The following is a 21292-nucleotide window of genomic DNA, read 5'->3' on the forward strand; positions in this document are numbered from 1 at the left end:
GACTGGAACTCGACAGGTTCGTCAGCCTCAGATGATGTCAGCATCCTCGCGCGCTTTCTGGCTTGCTTCGCCCACCACTTCGAGCTTGCCTGAACTCGATCAATGCCGTCGAGAATGCGGAGCATGTGCTTGGCCTCCACAGCCTCCATGGTTACAAGTGGGATGCCATCCAGTCGGGCAGGTGCGTCAGTCGCCTTGTCAATTATGGTCCACGTAGCGTCGCTAGCATGCAGACGGTAATTGCTCGCCATTTGGTTCCCCCTTAGGTCGAGCGGCAAGAGTGAACCAAAAGGCTTGGTACGCACATCCGGCAAAAGGGATTGGATTGCCCCTCAAAAGATGTAGGCTCGTCTCCGAATCACTAGCCTCGACATGCGGAAGTGCCTACGATAGCGCCTTTTTCAGAAAATACTAATTTAATCAGGAGCCAGGACGGCAGGACATACAACGCAGGTGCCGGAAGCAAAACCGCGCGTCAGGACCTCGAGTATTCCTGGCTCTCTAACTCAAGCAACATCGGGCCAGTATCACCAGAGGCCATCGAAACCACGCCGTCGATAATTCCCTGCTGCTTGCGAGGCGGTAGATGATCTCTGGTCAGACGCCGAAATTTCTCTTCTATCCCATGCCAGAGCAATGGTTGTCTTGGATCTCCAAGTGGACCACCGAGATCGGAGGCAAATCTGGACCTTTTGGTCTCGACCGTAACACGAGCGAGGGTCTCGGTCGGAAAGATCCCATCAATATCGGTACGGGTCGATAGTCTCACCTTGTTTGCGAGTTCGCTCAGATCTTGTCGGTCGAGGCACTGGTGGGTAGGCGGTAGCAACGAATCCCGTCCATCGACGAACGCAATGGCAAGGCAGTAGGGCAGACTATACTGCACTTCGATCAGATTGGTCGGATTGGTCTTGTTGCCGAGCTTTAGCGCCCATTCAAAGGTCTCCACCTCGATCGCGATGACATCCGAAGCGCGAAGCGAATGCCGCTCGATCAATTCGAACAATCGGTCCAGAGATGGATGGATGTATCGGCAACAGGCGTAAGGTTTGAAATACGTCCCCAATATTTCCCAACGCGATCCGAGATCCGCGAGGATGCGCTCCGCCTTATAGAAATCTGGATGATCGAGGAGATCTTCCGGTCCCGTATGTCCGTGGATCGCAAGCTCCAGTGCCATCAAACCAGTCGCACTGCTCCAAGCAATGCCTTCCTTCACGTCGTTTCCCGTCAGTTTGGAGTAGCCCGAGCTCCCGTTTGCCTGCTGATTGGGAGCCAGGACCCCGGCAATGGAGAGTGCTTGCGAGATGGTGGGTGGATCAACTTTCAAAAGCACTGCTGCCGTTGCCACAGTCGCCAGACTTGCCCAGCGCCCAGATTGGCGCGTGGAGATACCGAGCGGGTTCTGAGAGGCTGCCACCCGGACGCCAATGTCATAGCCCGCAACAATCGCCGCGATGACTGCCTGCGAACCGCAGTGATGAGTTGCCGCAAGGGTCAGAGCCGTCGGAACGACTGCAGCACCGGGATGGCCACGCGCAGCGCGGTGCCCATCATCAATGTCGAGGGCGGAAGCGGCGGTTGCGTTGGCGACGACAGCACCGAGCAGAGTCGAGCTTTTACCGCTCAGCCAAATAGGGGCGTTTCCCACGCCAAACAAAGCAGGCGCCATGGCAAGAGCTGCGATTGAGCTATTGGCACTTCGACCAGCAGCCGCCGCGCCGATAAGATCGAGTATCGATCGCAAAACGATGTCTCGCGTTTCTGGTGGAGGACCGATCCGCGCGATCGTGGCGATGTGCTCGGCAAGCTTCTTCGTCAGATGCATCGCAGCCCCCTACGATCCACGTGCGCCACTGTGCTGACTTGACGTGAGGGATAGATACTTCTCGTAGCTTGCCTGTGCCGCATAGAGGTCGAGCATTGGAAGGCCGACACAGGTGACGCAGATTGGCCCACCGCCTGTCTGGTCCCAGCTGTCTTGGACAGATAGCTCCTTTACTCCGACAAGGGGGCCGATTTCCTCGAGCGAGAGGCCCCGCCGCGAAAAATGCAGCGAAACGCTTTGAGAGTTCCGCCTTGATACGGTCTTTATGTCATCGCAGACGACGATCCCGGTCCTCAGGGCGCGCTGCAGATAGGCTTCCGGGACTTCATCGCCACCGAGATGGAGCGTTACGGCACTTCTAGCAAGCTCATCGTCTGCAAACACAGGACTGCGTGCGTTTGTGGCTGTAATTACATATCCGCAGCCGCGCAACGCGCTGTTGTCCTTCGCAACCACCAGCGGAGCGGATACGGACGTGCTCAGGTCCTCGCGCAGTTTCTCTGCACTTTCCTCCGAGCGTCCGCGAATGATGAATTGCGTGATTTTCTCCCCGAAGCCGAAGTCCAGACATTCGATGATGGCACGCGCTATCGGACCTGTGCCGAAAATACATACGTCCAACGGTTCCGCTTGATTGAGAAAACACTCCATTACTGTTGTTGCATAGCTTCCCGTCCGACGGGCCGAAAGCAGCGTTCCGTCCAGGGCGACCAGCAGGCGAAGTGTTTGCTTCTCCAGCAAAAGGATTGTCGAGGTGGATCGGGGCAGTCCGAGATTTCGGTTAAAGGCATTTGCCCCGATCACTTTGACGCCGCCATAGTGATCGTTGACGCTGTAGAGGCAAGATAGCTTCCAGCCGAGGCGCTCGTTCACATATTGGGTCCTGAACGGCAGCTTGGTTCCTGATGCCCAGAAGGCGTCCTCGGGCAGGGAGAGAACAGCCTTTCCTCCAAATGATGAGCCGGCCCGAATATCCCTCCACGCAGTACCCATCGCCTCCAGCAATTCGGCCGTTGTCAGGTCCGCCCCCACCTCGAAGAGGTGCTGGGCACTCAGAAAGAAGACCTCTGTCGTCGGCTCCAAACATTTTGGCATTACGGTTTCCTCCGATCCCTACTCGGATACGAGCGTATGGGATTGTTGGAAACCGCAGGGTGAAGCTTTGATAAAACTATAGATAACGTGGCTGGTGTCGCTCGACAGTCACTGGGCTAGCGACCCTTTGCCCTTACCTGCACCTTCCTGCCGTCCATTGAGACCCGGTGGCTCGCCATCGGTATCAAACGCCGGACCTCTGTCAGGCGATGAGGGCTTATGTCCACATGGAGGACGCAAGGGTGGTGGCCGGCGCGTGCGATGACTGCACCCCATGGATCACATACAAGCGATTTTCCGAAGGTTTCGCGACGCTTACCCGTTGGCATAGAGTATGTTCCGCATTGCCCACAAGCAACGAAATATGCCTGGTATTCGATGGCTCTTGCCCTGCATAGCACTTCCCAATGAGCGCGCCCGGTCTGTCGGGTAAAGGCCGCTGGGAGGATAAAGATGTCGACTTCTTCCGACGCCAGGCGGTCGAAGAGACGGGAGAAGCGTAGATCGTAGCAAATTGCGCAGGCGATCCTGTAGCCATTGAATTCGTAGACAAGAAGATCGTCGCCCGGCGTCACAATGGCAGATTCGGAATAGACAGTACCATTCGGCGCCGTGATGTCGAACATGTGGATTTTCCTGTAGAGCCCCACGTGCTCGCCATGCGCATTGAACACTATGGTTGTGTTGTGAATGGTTCCCGCACTGCTATTGCGCTCCATGAGGCTGCCGGCATGGATCCAGACACTGTTGTCCTTGGCGAATGACTGGATGAGGCTGTATGCCTCACCACCGGGAACACGGTCGGCCGCTGCCCTCTTTTGGTCCGCCGTACCTCCCATCCAGTCAAAATGCTCGGGCAGCACGATGAGGTCGGGCTTACCGACCATTGCTTCCAACATCAGGCGTTTGGCCTGTGCCAGGTTATGATCCCGGTTCGGCTGCGAATTCATCTGGATCAAGGCGATCTTCACGGTATGGGCTCCTGACGAAAGTTAAAAATGGATTGTCCTCGAGCGAGGTGAGCACGAACTGCCGCAGACCTCTCTTGCCGCTCAAGGGCTGCTTTTGCCAAAGATCTCATCCGCGCTATTTCGGCCACGAATACGCCTGCGCTATCGGCAAGAACCGCATAGCCTGGCAAGACAGCAGCCGCGCCACAGGCGATGGGAACATTCAGCGAGCCTCCGACGCTTTGCGTTCGATTTGTGGTTCTTGATGAAACGCCCCGGCACCAAACGGGAAGGCCAATACTAGCAATTTCATCAATGTCGGTGCATGGGCCGTCGATAACGATGCCAGCGGCGCCCTTCGCCTTCGCGGCAGTGGCAACGCCACCGCCCACGCAGGCAATATCATCGCGATCAACGCGTGATATCACGAGAATGTCGCCCGCCAACAGCGTATCAATGGCTTTGTAGATGATGTTACCGTCGCGGCCAGGTGCCGCGACGGTAACGGCGATGCCGGCCACGTGGGCAGGGGCTATTGGGCGTACGTTGTCTCCCACAAACCCCAGATGCTCGACGTGACCGATCGTCGCCGTCTCTACTGACGACAGCAGTTCGACCAGGTCAGGATCGAGAGGTGGATGGCGATCCATCAGGTGATATGGCGCTGCCATGAGTAGATGCCTTTTTCAGAGGAAGGGAAGACTAGATAGGACGCTCACCGGACGTCGTTGTCCGATGCATGACGCGAACGAAGGCCGGATCGAAAGAGTCTCGGCGATGCATGGTGCAACGATTGTCCCACATCATGATGTCGCCCTCGTCCCATTTCTGCACGAAGACATGCTTCGAGTTGGTCGTGTGGTCCCAGAGCTCTGCGAGGAGCGCTTCACTTTCGTCTCGGCTCATCCCAACGATCCAGGCACCCTCCGAAGTGCCGCCGAGGTAAAGCGCCTTCCGACCGGTTTCTCCGTGCGTTCGCACGAGCGGATGGACGATGCCGCTCCATTCGCGGAAGTCCTGGCTCTTCGGGGCCGACTTTCCGAGTCTCAGCTTTCCGGTCTTGTCATAGACGTTCTGAAAAAAGATCTGCCGCCCATCCACCAGCGTTTTCAGGGCTCCGGGAAGGGTGTCATAGGCGATGTAGGTTGACAGAAAATAGGTATCACCGCCGGTCGGTGGGATCTGTACCGCCCGTAGGATCGCGCCCGCAGGGGGCTTTTCATAGAACCAGGTGTCCGTGTGCCAAGTTGCCTCGCTGTTGCCCATGGCTCCGCTGGGCTTGCCATCCTTCATTGCATTACTGATGACGAGAATTTCCGGATGGGTTGGATGTCCACCCTCCTGAAGCTGCTTGGGGTGAATGACAAACTCCCCAAAGTGGCGCGAGAATCGAACCTGCTGATCGTCGGTTATCTGGGTCTTCTTGAAGCGGATGACACCGTACTGGAGCCAATACTTCCGGATCTCTTCAATGTCTCGCTGGTCATAACGATCGAAGTCAAATCCTTCGATGTCCGCGCATACATTACTATCGTGCTGAACGGCTCTAAGCCTTTCTTTCATAAGCATCTTCCAACTCCTGTTGAACCTCTCTGCGGAGGTGCAACAATCGTAGGACGTTCGCTCGCAACGTCTCCAATAGAGAAGCGCCGGCATTGATAAGTGATGCCTATTGGTCCAGCCGGTTGATTGCGGAAGGGCCGGGCCTTCCGAGGAAATAGAGAAGGACGGCTAATATAAAGCCGCTACGACCGCGAAAGGCTTACCAAAGAGCCATCGCGCTACTGCATACTTGTTGCTTTCAGTTTCACGCCAATTTGCCGCGATGGACGATTGTCCAGCTCCCTGCCGAACAGAAAGGAGTAGAACTCCTCGGCACGCTTGATATCAGTGGTCGCCAATGCCGCGTACATTCCTTGGATTTCCATCGGAGTGTCTCGCGGGGCAGGATAAGTGCGGCTCGTCTAGTCGCCCTTCGGGGGCAACGTTTTGTACGGTTCGGGGGAGCGATGGACGCCGAGTCGTTGCAGCGATTATGGTCTAGCACATGGACCGCGAATGGTCGGCCGAGTATCGCCGGGAACTGGAGTAACGGCTCGAACAAGAGGCGATTGTCATCCGAGCCTTCGAGATGTCGCGCAGTTAACAAATCCGCCCGCTCCACCGAACTCGACCTTTGAGGCGAGCGACGCTGGAACTTGTTATGTTCCAGATCGTTACCAATCGAAGCGGCCGAGATAGCGACCGCGGCCATTTCGACGGCCGCGATACTCTCCCATTGGGAGCGACGGGTGGTTCGGTGGTTCGTTCGGAACGAAGCGAAACGTCGTCGTCTCGGAGACAGTGACGCATCGCGTCTGATTTCCAACATTGTTTAGTCCGACCCGGAGGCTCTGGGCTTTCCGGTCTTCTTTTGAAAGGAAACGACCATGGTAAGCAATGCATTGAAAGCCCTTCTCGGAGTTCTCGCCGTCGCCGGGTATCAGAACAGGGACAAGATCGCCGAAATCCTTCGCGGCCTCCGCAATCCGTCGCAGGCAGGCCCGGAAGGCCAGGCGCAGTCTGGAGGGCTTAGCGATATCCTGGGCGGGCTGGTTGGCAACGGCGGGGCCGGACTTGGCGGCCGTTTTGGCGGCGGCGGCGTAGGTGGACTTGCGGGAAGTCTCGGCGATCTTTTGCGACAGTTCGAGCAGAAGGGTCAGGGCGAAACAGCTAACTCCTGGGTCCAGACGGGGGAGAATAAACCCATAGACGACCGACAGCTCTCCGAAGTTCTAGGGCCGGAAGTACTCGCCGACCTCGCGAGCCGTACAGGCTTGACCGAGGATGAAATTCTTGCCCGTTTGAGCCGTGATCTTCCGGCCGCCGTTGACGGTCTCACCCCGGACGGCCGCCTTCCTCAAGATGACGACGATGCCGAACTTGGCGGGCAGGCATCCGTGCCGTCGATAAACCCCCCCATTGTGTAGCACAGATGGTCACTGATATATTGGTTTTTTTGGCGCAGGCTTTCCACTACCCTTTCCCACGGCGATGGGACTTCAGTCTAGCTTTCGCACAATGCGAAAGCGACTTATCGTGATTGAGCGCGGGCGGCCCCTCCGCCATCGCCTATGCGAAGAAACCGCGGCTTCAGCCCTACCCCAGCCGTGGTTTCTTCGTATAAGCTCGCATGATACAGCATTGATTTTCCCGCCCGTCAGTGCGTTCGGGAGCGCCAAACAGGGCGACCTCGGCTGGCGTAGCTTCGGGGCAATCCAACAAGGCAATCTCTCGGTAGCGCGACGGGCTAGTAGCAAAGCGTACGCAGCATCCCCTGGTAGTTCGGCTTTGTGCTGCAGTTCTGTGTTGGCTCGACATTCGCGGTCTGCTTCATGTGCGTTGACGGCTGCCTCTGCTTTCAATCGAAGGTAAATGCCGTTCCACTCCCACATTGATTTTATGCTTTCAGGCGGAGCGAGAACGGGGACATGCCCGGCGAGACGTCAGAAAAGCACTACGGGCTGCCGTTAATTCAAGTGAGGAAGCTGCATCCTACAGACATAATTTCCGGTTGCTCTATATTCGGAACATGGCTACCGACGCTGAAATTGAAGAGCTGAAACTTCGCCTCGCGCAAGCGGAGGCGGCGCTGAAAGATCGTGCGGCCGCCGACTTATTTCGCCTGGAAACCGAAGAAAAATATCGAAACATGTTTGATATGATCGATGAAGGTTTCTGCGTGATTGAGGTGATTGGAGGAGGAGATGAGCCGCTCGATTATATCTTCCTCGAAGTGAACGCGTCTTTTGAACGCCAGACCGGACTACGGTGTGCCGTCGGTCGCCGGATGCGAGAAATGGAGCCCGATCACGAAGAGCACTGGTTCCAACGCTATTCCCGTATTGCTGAAACACGAGCACCGGAGCGATTTGAGGACCGCGCTGACGCGCTCGGACGTTGGTACGACGTCTATGCGTTTGCTGTAGGCGATCCCGAACAACGTCGCGTCGCCATACTGTTCCGCGACGTGATAGAGCGAAAACGCGCAGAGCAGGAGCTGCTCAAGGTAAACGCACTTCTGCGGACCACCTTCGACAGCTCGCTGCAGATTATCCAGCTCTTCAAAGCCGTGCGGAACGAGCAGGATACGATTGTCGACTTTGAATGGTTGCTTACCAATAAGCAGTGGAATGACCGATGGGGCCCGAGGGCCGGGCGGAGCTTATTGCACGAGAACCCAGCGGTCGTTGAGTCCGGCGTCTGGGACAGGTTTCTGAAGGTTATAGAAACAGGTGTCCCGATGACGCACGAGCATTATTACTCCCATGAACAATTCGACGGCTGGTTTCTGCAGACAATTGCCAAGGCCGACGATGGTATCCTTCTCTCGACACTAGACATAACCGACCTCAAACGGGCTGAAGTGGCCGCCCGCGAGAGCGAGGAGCGTTTTGCCCAGTTTGCGAAAGCGTCCGCCTCCGGTCTGTGGATAAGGGATGCGGAGAAGTTGGAGATGGAATTCACCAGCCCTGCCGTCTCGGAAATCTATGGCGTCCATGCAAACGCGCTCCTCGGTGATGTGAAGCGTTGGGCCGCCTTGATCGTTCCTGAAGATCGTGAAACCGCACTCGAGCACCTCAACCAGGCACGGGCCGGTAGCTCGGTTATGCACGAGTTCCGCATTCAGCGCCCTTCGGATAGTGCCTTCCGGTGGATCAAGAATACGGATTTTCCACTTACCCAAGACGGCAGAATTACGCGCATCGGGGGCATTGCCGAGGACGTGACGGACGCGAAGATCGCCGCGGAGCACCAGGGAATCCTGCTTTCTGAACTGCAGCATCGGGTCCGAAACATCATGGCCATGATCCGATCAATGGTTAACCGCAGTGCGGACGGACCATTGAACGTTGAAGACTACCGCTCCTTACTAGAGGGTCGCCTCATGGCACTCGCCCGCGTCCAGGCCTTGTTAACGCGGCACGCGAACGCAGGGGGGTCGCTTCGTGTTGTCATTGAAAGCGAGGTCGCGGCTCAGGCGCATCACGCCGGTCAGTATGTGCTGAAAGGCCCAGACGTTTTTCTGTCCCCTAAGGCCGTCGAAGTCCTCACACTAGCGTTTCACGAGTTGGCCACCAATGCTCTGAAGTATGGTGGCCTATCCGTTTCTCAGGGGCAGGTGGTCGTGGAGTGGGAAATCGTCGAGCATAGCGATGCGCCATGGTTGGTTCTTGATTGGACGGAATATGAGGCACCCAAGCGCGAACCTCCGAAGCGCCGCGGCTTCGGGAGTGAGCTGATCGAGATGAAAATCCCTTATGAGCTGCGAGGAAGAGGTAGGCTCATGATTGATAACGGACAGGCGCACTGCCACGTGGAAATTCCATTGCACAATGCAGAGAGCATCCTCGAAACGGATGCTCCCGCACCAGTGACAATACACGGAGGAAGTCTTGACATGATGAATGCGCCCGATCTCAGCAGCATGTCGATCCTCGTCGTGGAGGATGACTACTATATGGCTTCGGATATAATGGCCGCGCTGCGGGGAGCAGGAGCTGATGTACTTGGTCCATGTCCAAGCGAAGGCACCACGGAGGCGCTGCTTGAGACCGTAACTCCAACATCCGCCATACTCGACCTCAATCTCGGAGGCGGAGGGCCGCGCTTCGAAATCGCCCGACGGCTCAAAGAGCGGGGAATTCCATTCTTGTTCCTCACCGGCTACGACCCCGACATCATCCCGGACGACATGACGGAAATTCTCCGACTGCAAAAGCCGGTGGCCATGCTAGAGGTTGTTGAGGCCATCAGTCGGCTGCCTGAAAGACGCTAATGCGGCTGGCCCTCGTGGGGCAGGATGAAGATAAGTCTGGGCCTCATCCTCGATTTGGCTTGGGCATCTAAGCGCGGAACCTCGAGAGCTAAGCTTTGCTTGACCGCGTCATCGCCGGGGGAGATAACAAGTGCTACGCGTCCAAGCTTCCTCCTCGGTGACAAGAAAACCAATCGAAGTACATCCCACCTCGAAAATAGCTATCGCATTGACAAGTGCGCCAACCAATAGAGTCTCCAGTCCGCGTGAGAGCATTGCGGGGCCTTCCATACGCTAGTGGTACATCTCAGATGTCCCCATTTTGTTCCTTGTCGCTATTCCGAGTTGTGCGCACTCCCGCCGTCTAATGAACCTCGTCGCTTGATTGCGTGGATATCACAGCAAGCTGACCGGCAACATTTGCATCAAGCTCCGCGAGCGCCTTGTCGATAAAGTACACAACCTTCTCGCAGTTGTGGATGGTATTGGCGTGGTTTCGCAGGCGGTACAATTTATCGGCCAGCTCTCGAACCTTGAGGTTGTGTAGATAGATAATGTTGTCAGTCATCTATGGAACCCGAAGCGGCCTACCGAACAAGAGGTCTTCGAAACCTCTCGTTCGGCAAGCGAAGATTGTTATCGTGCTGCGACCACCATCTTGCAGAGTTTGACCAAGCTTCTGTCGTAGCCGCCTGACCGGATCACGTCTTTGCACCGAACTCGAGCTTTCGCCCGCTCGGCAGGCGACATGTCGTTGATCGCCATCATCGCGCGGGAAGAATTAAGGCTGTTGGACCCGTTGCCGCTACCACTGTTGTTGCCGCCATTGCTGGCGTTATTACCACCAGCGCTGCCACCGTTGCTTCCACCGCCAGACCCGTTTGAGCTCGCCCCTGAATTGGAGGTAGACGGAATCCCGAGCATAAGGTTGAGAAGAGTGTTGCCACCTGAGCCAAGGTTCGCGTTCGCCGTGGCGAGCCGGCTACCACCGACTGTCGCGTCCACGTCCGCGTTTACCCCCCTGGAGCCGCCGACGCTGGCGGTGGTGTCGACGTTTGCAAGACTGCTTCGACCGCCGACCGTCGCGCCCACATTGGCGTTCACGCCGCTTGAGCCGCCCACGCTGGCTGTCGTTCCGGCGCCCAGCCCACCATTCGAAGTGGTACCGTCAACCGAGGTGGAGCTATTTACGCCGCCCGAGCCTCCGACCGACGCGTTGACGCCTAGACCGCCAGTTGAAGATTGGCCAACGCTTGCATTGACGCCATTTGAGCCGCCAACTGACACGCTGAGGCCGCCGCCGCTACTTCCTACGCTGATACCGTTGCTGCCACCGATATCAATAGCATTCGCTTGCGTTGTAACCGCAAGGATGATGGAGCCGAGCACCAAGCCGGCCGTCTTCAAACGTTTCATTTTCTTTCCTCCATTTGCACCAACCGAGCCTCCGGCTTCGGCTTAGGATAAATGGAAGCGCGCGCTTCGCAGTTCGACGGCGCGATGGGTGATGTTGGCCAGCGAACCTATGGTTGAGATTATGTCATGAAGCTAAAAAAGGAAGACGTTTATACCTGTAAAAGTTGCTTTCGTCCGCTTTCGTACATTCTGCGTATCTCATGCCTGTGCTATCTTGGGACAGCACAAAGGGCCCACCACAAGCGCCAAAAGTTCCGACTTTCGTACGACCTTTGTCGACCGGGGGTTACTGCTGCCCCATCCGCGAAGCTGCGATCGATACTGCACACAATAAGGATAGGCGCGCCAGGACAACTACGCCGGCGCTCGAGTTCATCGAAAATTGCGTGGCCCGAGGTGAGCCTCTGTAGGACCATCCCGCTGCCGCCGTCATCTCCGTTGACGATGTCTTAATCATAAAATTGACGAAGCAATAGGAGCAATAAAGGAAGCGATGTTCGCTGCGGGCAAGCGAGGGGTCAGAATGAAAAGATATTGACAGGCTCGGTGCGCTGTTGCCGTGAGGGTCGCGCTCGCTCTGTCAACCTCCGCCACTGGGATCTGCGCTGCCTACTTGGAATTGGTCGCTGTGGCAGGCAAACTGGCGTCACAAACGCGTCGCGCATTCCACTGCATCGTACGAAACCCCGTTTCCCGCATATCACACGCGGTCTGCGACATTCCGTTCAATCCCAAGAAAATAAAAATCGATTAGAGTTCTCAAGTCGCGCCAAAAACCAACACATCTGAGCCAGTCTACACTGGACAAAGGTCATCCAATTTGGTCGTTGGCCAGCGAAAGTTCGCGAATAAGCCGTTCCAGAACGGGAGTGGGAACTTGGGATACGGGCCATGTACCAGACAGTCGATGAGACCAATGATCGCCTTGTCAGCAGCACGCGCGCTCACTCGCTTGCGTTACACTCCGTTCCTCCTGTCCGAAATGGCACATATCAACGTCAGATCGTCGAGAACACAATCGGGGCCGGGTGGGGAGTAAATTGATGAATTTCGATTTCAACGCTGAACTCCATGCTAGACCGTCAATATACTTCTCGGGCCCAGCATTCATCGATCATATTGCTCTTATACCTCAGCAGTTTGCGGGGCTGCGTAGAACGGATCCCGTCGTGGTGACGGAAGGTAACGAGAAAGTTCGCAGCCAACTCGAGTATCATACAGAGTTCATCACGCTGACGGTGGTGCGGGAACTGGATAAGGATGCCACCGAATGGCCCAACAGTGAGCTCTCACTCGATGACATCCACTTGCTGGCGGATGCTCCCGACGCCGAGATTGTTTGCCGTACATCTATCCTCATCTCCAGCGCCATGCCTCCATCCCTTGGAGAGGCTTTGGAGAGACTTAATTTTGGTGACACCGCTGTCTCACAAGTCGGTGGAGGGGACGCGACAATCTGTTCCGATTTTCGAGTGCGAGACGACCGGGCAAGTCGTATAGTTCTGTTCAACAGAGGGCTTAACGCCTATCGACTTGGAAGGATGGTGAGGCGGGTATGCGAGATCGAGACCTATCGCTCCATGGCCCTGCGCGGACTGCCTGAGGCCCGCAGACTCGCGCCACATCTGGACGCGTTTGATGGCACACTTGTAAAGCTTACAAAGCAAAACCTGGCAACATCGCCATCCGAACATAAGAGCCTCCTCGATGAGATCACATCCCTATCCTCGGAAATCATCTCGGCGGCGGCCGCAACTCGAAACCGCTTCGGCGCGACAGCTGCTTATGCTCAGATCGTAGAGGAGCGCATAACTGAGTTGCGTGAGACCCATGTTGAAGGCTTCCAACGGTTCGGTGTTTTCGTTGCCCGGCGTTTCAAGCCAGCAATTCGATCTTGCGCCGCGACAGCATTGCGTTTGGATCGGCTGTCGATGGCAGCGACGCATTTAATTGACCTGCTGCAGACCCGAATACAGGTCGAGATAGAATACCAGAATTCCCTTCAAATCCAGGCCATGGCTGATCGTGCGGCGGTGCAGGTTAAAATACAAAGGGCAGTCGAGGGGTTCTCGATCATCGCGATCAGCTACTACCTGCTTAGCCTCGTAAAGACGGGGATCGAAGCGTTGGAGCACGCTGGAATTCACGTTGACCCCTTGGTTATGCTGTTGTGTATTCCGATTACTATCTTCGCGGTTTTTCTCACCGTCATACGCGTAAAGCACGCCCTGAAATCAGATACTAGGGCTTTCGGGTAAGCGAGTGGGGGTAGCCTTGACCGACGCCTTTCCTTTTGCGGCAATCAGCTACTTCCCGCGCCCAACGGGAGAGAGTTTCATCCGCCTGACGCCATTGATGAGATGTTTGCATCGATCTGGTGGGTCACTAAACCACAAGACCTTCGATTACTTCCAATGGATGCGGAACTGTCTGCCGATCAATCACCTTCACTTGGCATCGACACGAGTATCCGGTAGCCATCACGACTTTGCTTTCCGAAGCGGAGGCAATGGCACCTGCCCAGCTCATCGCGTAAAGCGTCTCGGAAATTTCGCGATTGCGGACCTCATGGCCAAACGTACCGGCCATACCACAGCACCCGACGTTTTCGACTTCCAAACGGACACCCAGTTTTCCAAAGATCGATTTCCACTGGGCGATAGAGGAAGGGGCGTTGGTGCGTTCCGTGCAATGGGGAAGAAGGCGGTATTGTACAGCACCATCGACTGGAATGGGACTGTTTGCCAAGATGCCGCCAAGCCATTCCTGGGGAAGCAGAACAGCCACCTTACCATTTGGCCCCCACACGGCGTCGTACTCGCTTCGAAAAGCCAGTGTCATGGATGGGTCTAGCCCGACCAAGTCAATCCCAGTGTTGGCCAAAGCTCGAAGATACCGCGCCGTTTTTTTCGCAGTCGTCTCGAAGCGGGCGAGATATCCATGGACGTGAAGTGCCTTGCCGTTCTGATGGTTCACGGCCAGATACGGTACTTTCCCAATCTTCCGTGCCAGCGTGATCGCTGCGATGCCAACGCTCGGTTCGAAGTGAGCGGTAAAGCTGTCGGGGACAAACACCACTGATCGCTGTCTCTCGTCAGGTGAAAGCCCTCCGATCGTGTCGATGGTTGCGATCGCTACTCCAAGTCGAGAAGCTTCTTTGTACAGCGAATGACGTGGCAAAAGTGGAAGCGCGGTAAGCCCAATAGCTCTTAGTAATCCGCTGCCAACCCGGGTGCCGACGACGAGGTTGTAGATTGGCGAAACATAACTCATCAGAGGAAGTGTCGTCTCGATTGCACCTACCACCGAATCTTTTAGCGGGCGAAGATAGCGCCCGTAATAGAGCTCGAGGAACTTCGATCGAAACGCCGGAACGCTCACTTTCACGGGACATTGTCCGGCGCAGGCCTTGCAGGAGAGACACGTATCCATTGCCTCCCGGACCTCATGTGAATAGTCGTCCCGGTTCTTAGGGTTTAGACTGTTCCAGAGGCGTCTGGGGAATGCAATTATGGGATTTGAACGACGGACAAGTTGGGCGTCCGTTCGCGGATCAATGCCATGTTCCCGCAGAAGACGTAGCCATTCGCGCATGAGTGAGGCTCTCCCTTTGGGAGAAAACCGGCGATCACGCGTCGCTTTATAGGACGGGCACATTGGAGTGGTCGCGTCGAAGTCGAAGCACGCACCGTTGCCATTGCAATAAGGCGCGTTGTCGAAAGCTGCACGAATGTCGTTTCCGATCACACGGTCGGCATCGCCGCGAAGCGGTACCTCGTCAATCCTTAAGAGCGAGTCGGGGGTCGGGCCTGCGATCTTTCCTGGATTAAGTCGGTTCTCCGGATCAAATACCTGCTTGATATCCTGGAGGCATGGGTAAAGGTCGCCGAAATACTCTGGCACGTACTCGGATCGAACGCCTTTTCCATGCTCTCCCCAGAGAATACCGCCGTATTTCCTTGTGAGCGACACGACTGCATCACTAATGTGCCTCACCTTTGGAACGTCTTCTGCGCGAGCGAGATCGAGTGCGGGCCTTACATGCAGGACGCCTGCATCAACGTGACCGAACATGCCGTACGACACCCCGGTATCATCGAGAAGTGCACGAAATTCTCGGATATAGGCGGCAAGGTTTTCGGGTGGAACCGCCGTGTCCTCTACGAAGGCCACGGGACGAACGGGGCCCTCGACATTGCCGAGAAGACCGACAGCCCGCTTCCGCATTGTCCAGATCGCCTCGACGTCTCTGTTTGTTCGTGCAATTGTCATGCCTAGCCGGCTGACATTCACCTCTCGCTCGAGTGCAGTCTTAATTCCGAGGAGCTTTAGCTCCAACTCCTGGTCGTTATCGGCAAGCACCTCGACGATATTGATGCCGTTCGCGGGATGTCCTTTATCGTCGGGGAAGAAGTGCGCAATCTCTGTCCAGACGATGTCTGTTTTTGCAAGGCCAAGCACCTTTTCATCAACGGTCTCGACGGACGCAACATTGATCGCGGTTAAGGTTCGTGCGTCTTCGAGTGCTGCGTTGAAATCGTTGTAACGAATGTTTATGAGCGCAGCGCAGGCAGGTATGGGAAGAAGGTTTAGTTCCGCTTCGGCAATCATTGCCAGCGTTCCTTCGGAGCCACATAGGATGGCGTTCAGATCAAACCGGCCATCCGCGCGGCGGATATGCGCAAGGTCATAGCCAGTCATATAGCGAGTCAGTTGGGGAAAAATCGCTTTGATCCGCTCACGCTCCTCCTTTTCTATCCGGTCGACAGTCCGGTAGATAGCACCGACGCGATCGTCGCGATCCATGATCTGGTTTAGCAAAGGTTCGTCAATTGGGCGTGACCACCAATCTGAACCGTCGGTCAAAATGACGCGAAGTCCCAGGACATGGTTGGAAGTCTTGCCATAGAGACAAGAGCCTTGGCCGCAGGCATCGGTGGATACCATCCCTCCGATCGTGGCCCGGTTCGATGTCGACAGTTCAGGCGCGAAAAAGAGTCCGTAGGGCTTGAGCGCGACATTCAATTGATCCTTCACTACGCCAGCTTGGACACGGGCCACCTTGCGAACCGGATCAATCTCCAGGATATGGTTCATATGCCGCGAACAATCGACGACCACGCCTTGTGTCAGCGATTGCCCGTTTGTCCCCGTTCCGCCCCCGCGTGGAGCGATAACGATCGTTTGGAATGGGGGCTCCGAGAGAACGTTCGCTAGGACTTTGAGGTCGTCTGCGCTCTTCGGAAAAAGGATGCCCGCCGGCTCCACTTGGTAGATCGAATTGTCGGTCGCGAACGCCGTACGCGCGCCGGCGCGGAATTCGATATCTCCCCTAAATCCCGCCTCTACAAGTCGTTGATGCAGGCTACGTGTTGGGATCGAGCTAGGGGAGGGCGGTTCAAGGTAAGGTATCATGTGACGCGCAATCAAATCAGCTGGGCATGAAAACAAGGCTAAGCTACGCTCGTTTATCCGCTCAATTGCAACAATTTCCATCAGGAGCCATAAGCGGATTAATGCCTATGTCGCAATATATCTCCCAAGCGATCAGAATATATTGTGACAAATTCGGCTAATGTAATGCGGAATACGCATGACCTCACGGAGTAACGAAGCGCGCAGCGAGTGCGTGGCGTACCGCTTGCCAGGCTCGATGGTGGTACCTTACCGTCTGCACTCGCCAACGGCCGTCCGTGAAGGTGGGAACGAGAGCACGACGGATACCTCCCATTGTGGTCGACCACCCTCACAAGCATCGCAAGTGTGGATTCCGATGTCGCTATGGGAGCGGAAAAAATATTGTGCCGAGACCGTTATCGGTCTCGGCCCTCCTGATCAGGTGGTTTTTATCTGAACTATGTGACGTTATTTGCCCTTGTTGCCAGCACCATGGTTGCCGCCGCCCTGGCCAGGGTTGGACGGATCGGTATGGTCGGGATCGTTGCCATGGCCGTTATCAGCATGTGTGGAATTGTCATTCCCATTCTCATTCGCAACTCCATTTCCGGATCCGTTCCCAGTGCTCTGACCTGGATTGGAGGGGTCGCTGTGGCCAGGGTCATTGCCGTTGCCGTTATCACTGTGTGCCGGAGTATTGCTTGGGCTGCTTGGCGTATCGCCCGCGCCGGTCCCGGAACCCGGGTGGCTGCCGCCAGCCGTGCTTCCTGTGCCTTGCTGGTGATCCTCTCCACTAGGGGTGCTGCCGGCGTTGGTGCTACCGCCCTCGTGGCCACCTTGGCTTCCACCCTGATTGCTGGCTTCGCTACCCCGCTGACCATTGTTGACCGCGAGGGAGCCGCCGGTGGTGCCGCCTGAGCCACTACCATGAGAGGATCCGAAGGTGCTGCCACGGGCGAATCCGACGTCGGTAGAGGTGTTGCCCCAGCGAGCAGAGGAGCTTCTGTTGGTGGGTCGTCCGGTGCGACCGGCGGAAACGCTACCCGTGTAGAAGCCCACGGCAATCTCCGAATTTGGAAGCTTTGCGTGAATTTTAGAGACTTGGTTGGCGCCAACATAGCTGTAGGTGCAGCTTCTCCAGAAGAGGAAAACCCATCGGCAATCCTTCCTCAGTGCGGTGGCAGTTTGTTCATGGTGGCGCGGCTTCTGGCCCGCGTAGGAGGTAGAAGAAAGCAATGCGAAAACAGCCAAAACAGAAGCAACGGTTTTGGCAGTGGTTTTAAGCAGACGCATCATGTTCTGGCAGTCCTTGGGTTCGTCTTCGGTGAGAGACAAATAGCTACCCAACGGAAGGACCGTTTGTTTTGGGCTGCCAATCAATTGCGGGCGGCTGCCAACCCGCTAAACTCGGCTGTTGCCCTCGGCCACCGCAGGCCGAAATGCGCATCAGAATGTCGCTCTGGACAAGAACGATTTTTAGTCTGGTGCGAGTGACGGGGATCGATCGACGAGATCACCGACGCGCTGGTGGAGACGCCGTGTAGTGCGTATCACCCTTCCTGGATCGTCCAGTGGTGACAAGCCCAAAACACGCGGTCAAAAGTGTCTCCAATGCGCCAATGTCTGCATATCGGACTCGGGGTCGGTCGGCTCTACAGTCGACCACACCTTCTGACGGAGGACTTGCACCCTTGCCCCGCGTTCGGGATTGCTACCCGAAGAAGGGGTGCTGGCTTTGATATGTAACTTCAATGCGGTGCGAGTGACGGGATCGAACCCGTACGGCCGAGTCGAGGGACATAAAGCCTAGGGCGCGACCCATCAGCCGAACCGCTTGTCTGTTTTGACGCGATGCCTTTGATCGGTTGCTCGAATCTTCCATATTTCCGTCTGGATCTGGCGCTGTGAGCGATCCTATGGGTATCGTCACGATAAGCCCCACCGGCGCCCGGGCATACCGGCAGGGCTGGCTACCTACAGTGTGTGGCTTTTGCGGATCGCGGGGCCGGATCAATGTAACCCATGGTTCATTCGCGCAACATCTTCACGGCGGTCGGATCGATGGCGATTCTGATCGCGTCTCCAATGGCGGGGAGTTCGTCTGCTTCCGCCGAACGAACGAGTGCGTTGAGCGAAAGGTCCGCTGTGAGTTCGACAAGTAGCTCCAATGATGCTCCCAGGTTGACGACCCTGCGGAGATGACCATGTAGATGGTTGACACTGTCCTGCACTTTGCTGCCTGTCGAGGACAGAACCTGGACGTCTTCCGGACGAATGACGCAATAGCGAGGCATGGTGGTCGCCGAGTTGCGTGAGGCGCGTAGCACGACAGCGCCTTTGGCCAACCTCACCTCTGTGAAATCCGATTGTGACGTCACGCCTTCGATATCAAGGATGTTGGATTTGCCAATGAAGTCTGCAACAAAGGTCGACGTCGGATTCCCATAGATTGATGCCGGATCGCCTTCCTGCGCGATGACCCCCTTCCACATGACGACGATACGGTCCGACATCGCCATGGCCTCTTCCTGATCATGCGTAACGTAAACGAAGGTCATATCCAGCCTTTGCTGAATCTCCTTCAACTCGGCACGCATCGCCTCTCGTAGCTTGAGGTCAAGATTGGACAGAGGCTCGTCCAAGAGCAGAACGGACGGCCGAGGGGCAAGCGCACGGGCGAGCGCGACGCGCTGCTGCTGGCCGCCAGAAAGTTCCCTGGGATACCGATCCGCAAGCTGCTCGAGGTGGACACTACGCAGCGACGCGTCGACGGTCGATGCAATGTCCGACTTTGGCATTTGCTTCATCTTCAGGCCGAAGGCGACATTCTGAGCAACCGTCATATGCGGGAACAGCGCATAGTTCTGGAAGACGAGGCCGATGTTCCGCCTTTCAGGAGGGACGTGCGCCTGGCTCTGTCCCCGGATTCGGATGTCGCCGTCCGATGGTTCGCTAAACCCGGCTATCATGTTGAGGGTTGTCGTCTTTCCGCATCCGGACGGTCCAAGAATGCTTACGAATTCGCCTTTAGGGATCTTGAGGTCGATGTCTTTCACAACCGAGATCGGACCGTAAGCCTTGCTGACGGATACGAGTTCAATGTCGAGATTGCTCATTTGCTGCCACCATGGAGTTGGGCGGAGAAGCCGCCGAGTTTTTCGAACGCAAAAATAACGAGGAGGATGAAGATCATCGACGCGACGTTGACTGCCGCCATGACGGGATCAAGGCTGTACTCGAGGTAGTTGATGACGGCGATCGGGAGTGTGGTGTCGCCCGGCCTGACGAGGAATACCGAGAGCGGGATGTTGTTGAAGGAGATGATGAACGCGAAAGTCATCCCGGAAAGTACACCAGGCTTGATGGCCGGTAAGAGAATAAACCTCGCCCGTTGCAGGCGATTTGCGCCCAGGATCTGACCCGCTCGAGCAAGGTTGCCGTCAAAATTGGCAATTGATGTCGCCACCATTCTCACGACGAAGGGCAATGCGAGTACGCAATGGGCTGCAATGAGTGCCGGCGTTCCAAGCCACGACTGCAGACCGATCACGGACATGAACAATACGATCGCCACACCCTTAACGATTTGCGGCACTGAAAGGGGAGACAGAAGTGCCGCCATGATCGCGTCGTGGCCGGGAACCTTCTCGAAGGCAACAAAGTACGCCGCGACGACGCCGATGGCTCCACTGACAGCCGACACAATGAGGGCAATCTGAACGCTTAGCCAGAAGGGTTGCAGCCAGCGTTCGGAGGCAAGGTCCGCATACCAGCGAGTTGTCCATGCCCACGGTCGAAATGTCACTTCGGCAGTGGGACTAAAGGACGCCGCAATGACGACCAGCAGGGGGAGAGTGATGAAGGTGAGAACTGCCATAAGGGCAATCCAGAACAATACCGAGATTAACCGGTTCATCGTACACCTCCTTGTCGAGTGTCTCGCGGCGCACGCTGGCGCGCTTCGATTCGGATGCCGAGATAGGAGAACGCAAGCATCAGCAGCAGCAAGGCATTCGCCATGACGGCCGCAAACGGCCAGTCGACGTAGAAGAGCACCTGTTCCGAGATCATCGTCGCGAGGACCTTGAAACCTGCGCCACCGAGGAGAGCTGGTGTTGCATAGGCACTAGCAGCCATCGTGAAGGAGAGGAGCAGCGAGCTGACAATTCCGGGCATTGAAAGTGGTACGAGAATATGCCGGATCACGGGCAGGCGCGAAGCACCAAGCATCTGTGCTGCACGTTCGAGGTTGCTATCGATTCCCTGGATGCTTGTCGTGAGTGACAATACTGCGAAGGGCAGCACGACATGTGTAAGGCCCACGACCACTGCAAACAAATTTTTCGACAATGGAAGTGGTGCGGAGATCAGTCCACTGTGAATTAAAAGATCGTTGATGAAACCCCGGTCCTCCAAAATGATAAGCCAGCCGTACGTGCGCAAAACGACGCCGGCAAGCTCCGGAGCCAGGGCCAGTGCGAATACAACCGATCGCCACTTGCTTCTCGACCGCGCGAGAAAATATGCGACGGGGTAGGCAAGCAGCGTCGCGCAGATCGCCACCAGCGCCGACATGACCGCCGTTCGCCAGAGGCCGGCCAGCGATAGTCCATCTGTTATAAAGCGCGAATAGTTTTGCAGTCCGATTCTATTTGATGCGGGGTCGTGAAAGCTGATCCCAACCATCATCCCCATAGGCAGAGCAAAGAAGAACACCAGAAGCAGTGTCGCTGGTGTCAGCCCGAGCCAGCGAAAATTCGGGTGCCAGGCCGGGCGTGAACGAGGGAAGTCCAATGCAGTAACGCTCAT

At 56.2% G+C, this 21292-nt stretch carries 16 protein-coding genes; 3 read left to right on the forward strand and 13 right to left on the reverse strand.

What is annotated here, in order from left to right; genetic code table 11:
- Positions 1-475: 475 nt before the first annotated feature.
- The 6 genes from JNB88_RS30655 to JNB88_RS30680 form a co-directional block, all read right to left on the reverse strand.
- Positions 476-1828 (reverse strand): MmgE/PrpD family protein, encoded by a 1353-nt coding sequence (locus tag JNB88_RS30655; RefSeq protein WP_220358737.1) that lies wholly within the window; start codon positions 1826-1828, stop codon positions 476-478.
- A 9-nt stretch (positions 1829-1837) separates the two neighbouring features.
- Positions 1838-2923: an ornithine cyclodeaminase gene (locus JNB88_RS30660; RefSeq protein ID WP_220358738.1), complete on the reverse strand. Its 1086-nt coding sequence runs from the start codon at positions 2921-2923 to the stop codon at positions 1838-1840.
- Between the two features lie 116 nt (positions 2924-3039).
- Positions 3040-3894 (reverse strand): carbon-nitrogen hydrolase family protein, encoded by an 855-nt coding sequence (locus tag JNB88_RS30665; protein ID WP_220358739.1) that lies wholly within the window; start codon positions 3892-3894, stop codon positions 3040-3042.
- Positions 3891-4544, reverse strand: coding sequence for an RraA family protein (locus tag JNB88_RS30670; protein ID WP_220358740.1), 654 nt, complete (start codon positions 4542-4544; stop codon positions 3891-3893). The genes JNB88_RS30665 and JNB88_RS30670 overlap by 4 nt, the downstream gene beginning before the upstream one ends.
- A gap of 31 nt (positions 4545-4575) precedes the next feature.
- On the reverse strand, positions 4576-5442 hold the full coding sequence (locus JNB88_RS30675) for a TauD/TfdA dioxygenase family protein (protein ID WP_220358741.1): 867 nt from the start codon (positions 5440-5442) through the stop codon (positions 4576-4578).
- Positions 5443-5654: 212 nt separating this feature from the next.
- Complete coding sequence (locus JNB88_RS30680) at positions 5655-5801, reverse strand: hypothetical protein (RefSeq protein ID WP_220358742.1); 147 nt, start codon at positions 5799-5801, stop codon at positions 5655-5657.
- A gap of 501 nt (positions 5802-6302) precedes the next feature.
- On the opposite strand from JNB88_RS30680, the gene JNB88_RS30685 reads away from it, so the two are divergent.
- Complete coding sequence (locus JNB88_RS30685) at positions 6303-6842, forward strand: YidB family protein (protein WP_220358743.1); 540 nt, start codon at positions 6303-6305, stop codon at positions 6840-6842.
- Between the two features lie 602 nt (positions 6843-7444).
- Positions 7445-9691, forward strand: coding sequence for a PAS domain S-box protein (locus JNB88_RS30690; RefSeq protein ID WP_220358744.1), 2247 nt, complete (start codon positions 7445-7447; stop codon positions 9689-9691).
- 343 nt (positions 9692-10034) lie between these two features.
- On the opposite strand, the gene JNB88_RS30695 is transcribed toward JNB88_RS30690, so the two are convergent.
- Together JNB88_RS30695 and JNB88_RS30700 are read right to left on the reverse strand one after the other, a co-directional pair.
- On the reverse strand, positions 10035-10238 hold the full coding sequence (locus JNB88_RS30695; protein ID WP_220358745.1) for a hypothetical protein: 204 nt from the start codon (positions 10236-10238) through the stop codon (positions 10035-10037).
- A gap of 68 nt (positions 10239-10306) precedes the next feature.
- Positions 10307-11086 (reverse strand): hypothetical protein, encoded by a 780-nt coding sequence (locus tag JNB88_RS30700; RefSeq protein WP_220358746.1) that lies wholly within the window; start codon positions 11084-11086, stop codon positions 10307-10309.
- Between the two features lie 1043 nt (positions 11087-12129).
- Between JNB88_RS30700 and JNB88_RS30705 the strand changes: the two genes are divergently transcribed.
- The gene (locus tag JNB88_RS30705; RefSeq protein ID WP_220358747.1) at positions 12130-13344 is read left to right on the forward strand and encodes a DUF3422 domain-containing protein; all 1215 of its coding nucleotides are present in this window, start codon (positions 12130-12132) and stop codon (positions 13342-13344) included.
- Positions 13345-13471: 127 nt separating this feature from the next.
- On the opposite strand, the gene ydiJ is transcribed toward JNB88_RS30705, so the two are convergent.
- From ydiJ to JNB88_RS30730, 5 genes are all read right to left on the reverse strand, one after another.
- A complete protein-coding gene (gene ydiJ / locus JNB88_RS30710; RefSeq protein ID WP_220358748.1) occupies positions 13472-16501 on the reverse strand; it encodes a D-2-hydroxyglutarate dehydrogenase YdiJ in 3030 nt (1009 codons plus the stop codon).
- 450 nt (positions 16502-16951) lie between these two features.
- Positions 16952-17779, reverse strand: a complete 828-nt coding sequence (locus JNB88_RS30715; RefSeq protein ID WP_220358749.1) for a hypothetical protein — start codon at positions 17777-17779, stop codon at positions 16952-16954.
- A gap of 731 nt (positions 17780-18510) precedes the next feature.
- Complete coding sequence (locus JNB88_RS30720) at positions 18511-19599, reverse strand: ABC transporter ATP-binding protein (protein WP_220358750.1); 1089 nt, start codon at positions 19597-19599, stop codon at positions 18511-18513.
- Positions 19596-20399, reverse strand: coding sequence for an ABC transporter permease (locus JNB88_RS30725; RefSeq protein ID WP_220358751.1), 804 nt, complete (start codon positions 20397-20399; stop codon positions 19596-19598). Before JNB88_RS30725 ends, JNB88_RS30720 begins: the two co-directional genes overlap by 4 nt.
- Positions 20396-21292 (reverse strand): ABC transporter permease, encoded by an 897-nt coding sequence (locus JNB88_RS30730; RefSeq protein WP_220358752.1) that lies wholly within the window; start codon positions 21290-21292, stop codon positions 20396-20398. The genes JNB88_RS30725 and JNB88_RS30730 overlap by 4 nt, the downstream gene beginning before the upstream one ends.

This window comes from Rhizobium cauense, from assembly GCF_019511525.1.
GTDB classification, from domain to species: domain Bacteria; phylum Pseudomonadota; class Alphaproteobacteria; order Rhizobiales; family Rhizobiaceae; genus Rhizobium; species Rhizobium cauense.

Bases quoted from the DNA above. Each gene is read 5' to 3' on its own strand.
- JNB88_RS30655 (WP_220358737.1), bottom strand. From the start codon at position 1,828: ATGCATCTGACGAAGAAGCTTGCCGAGCACATCGCCACGATCGCGCGG.
- JNB88_RS30660 (WP_220358738.1), bottom strand. From the start codon at position 2,923: ATGCCAAAATGTTTGGAGCCGACGACAGAGGTCTTCTTTCTGAGTGCC.
- JNB88_RS30670 (WP_220358740.1), bottom strand. From the start codon at position 4,544: ATGGCAGCGCCATATCACCTGATGGATCGCCATCCACCTCTCGATCCT.
- JNB88_RS30675 (WP_220358741.1), bottom strand. From the start codon at position 5,442: ATGCTTATGAAAGAAAGGCTTAGAGCCGTTCAGCACGATAGTAATGTA.
- JNB88_RS30680 (WP_220358742.1), bottom strand. From the start codon at position 5,801: ATGGAAATCCAAGGAATGTACGCGGCATTGGCGACCACTGATATCAAG.
- JNB88_RS30685 (WP_220358743.1), top strand. From the start codon at position 6,303: ATGGTAAGCAATGCATTGAAAGCCCTTCTCGGAGTTCTCGCCGTCGCC.
- JNB88_RS30690 (WP_220358744.1), top strand. From the start codon at position 7,445: ATGGCTACCGACGCTGAAATTGAAGAGCTGAAACTTCGCCTCGCGCAA.
- JNB88_RS30695 (WP_220358745.1), bottom strand. From the start codon at position 10,238: ATGACTGACAACATTATCTATCTACACAACCTCAAGGTTCGAGAGCTG.
- JNB88_RS30700 (WP_220358746.1), bottom strand. From the start codon at position 11,086: ATGAAACGTTTGAAGACGGCCGGCTTGGTGCTCGGCTCCATCATCCTT.
- JNB88_RS30705 (WP_220358747.1), top strand. From the start codon at position 12,130: ATGAATTTCGATTTCAACGCTGAACTCCATGCTAGACCGTCAATATAC.
- ydiJ (WP_220358748.1), bottom strand. From the start codon at position 16,501: ATGATACCTTACCTTGAACCGCCCTCCCCTAGCTCGATCCCAACACGT.
- JNB88_RS30715 (WP_220358749.1), bottom strand. From the start codon at position 17,779: ATGATGCGTCTGCTTAAAACCACTGCCAAAACCGTTGCTTCTGTTTTG.
- JNB88_RS30720 (WP_220358750.1), bottom strand. From the start codon at position 19,599: ATGAGCAATCTCGACATTGAACTCGTATCCGTCAGCAAGGCTTACGGT.
- JNB88_RS30725 (WP_220358751.1), bottom strand. From the start codon at position 20,399: ATGAACCGGTTAATCTCGGTATTGTTCTGGATTGCCCTTATGGCAGTT.
- JNB88_RS30730 (WP_220358752.1), bottom strand. From the start codon at position 21,292: ATGAGCGTTACTGCATTGGACTTCCCTCGTTCACGCCCGGCCTGGCAC.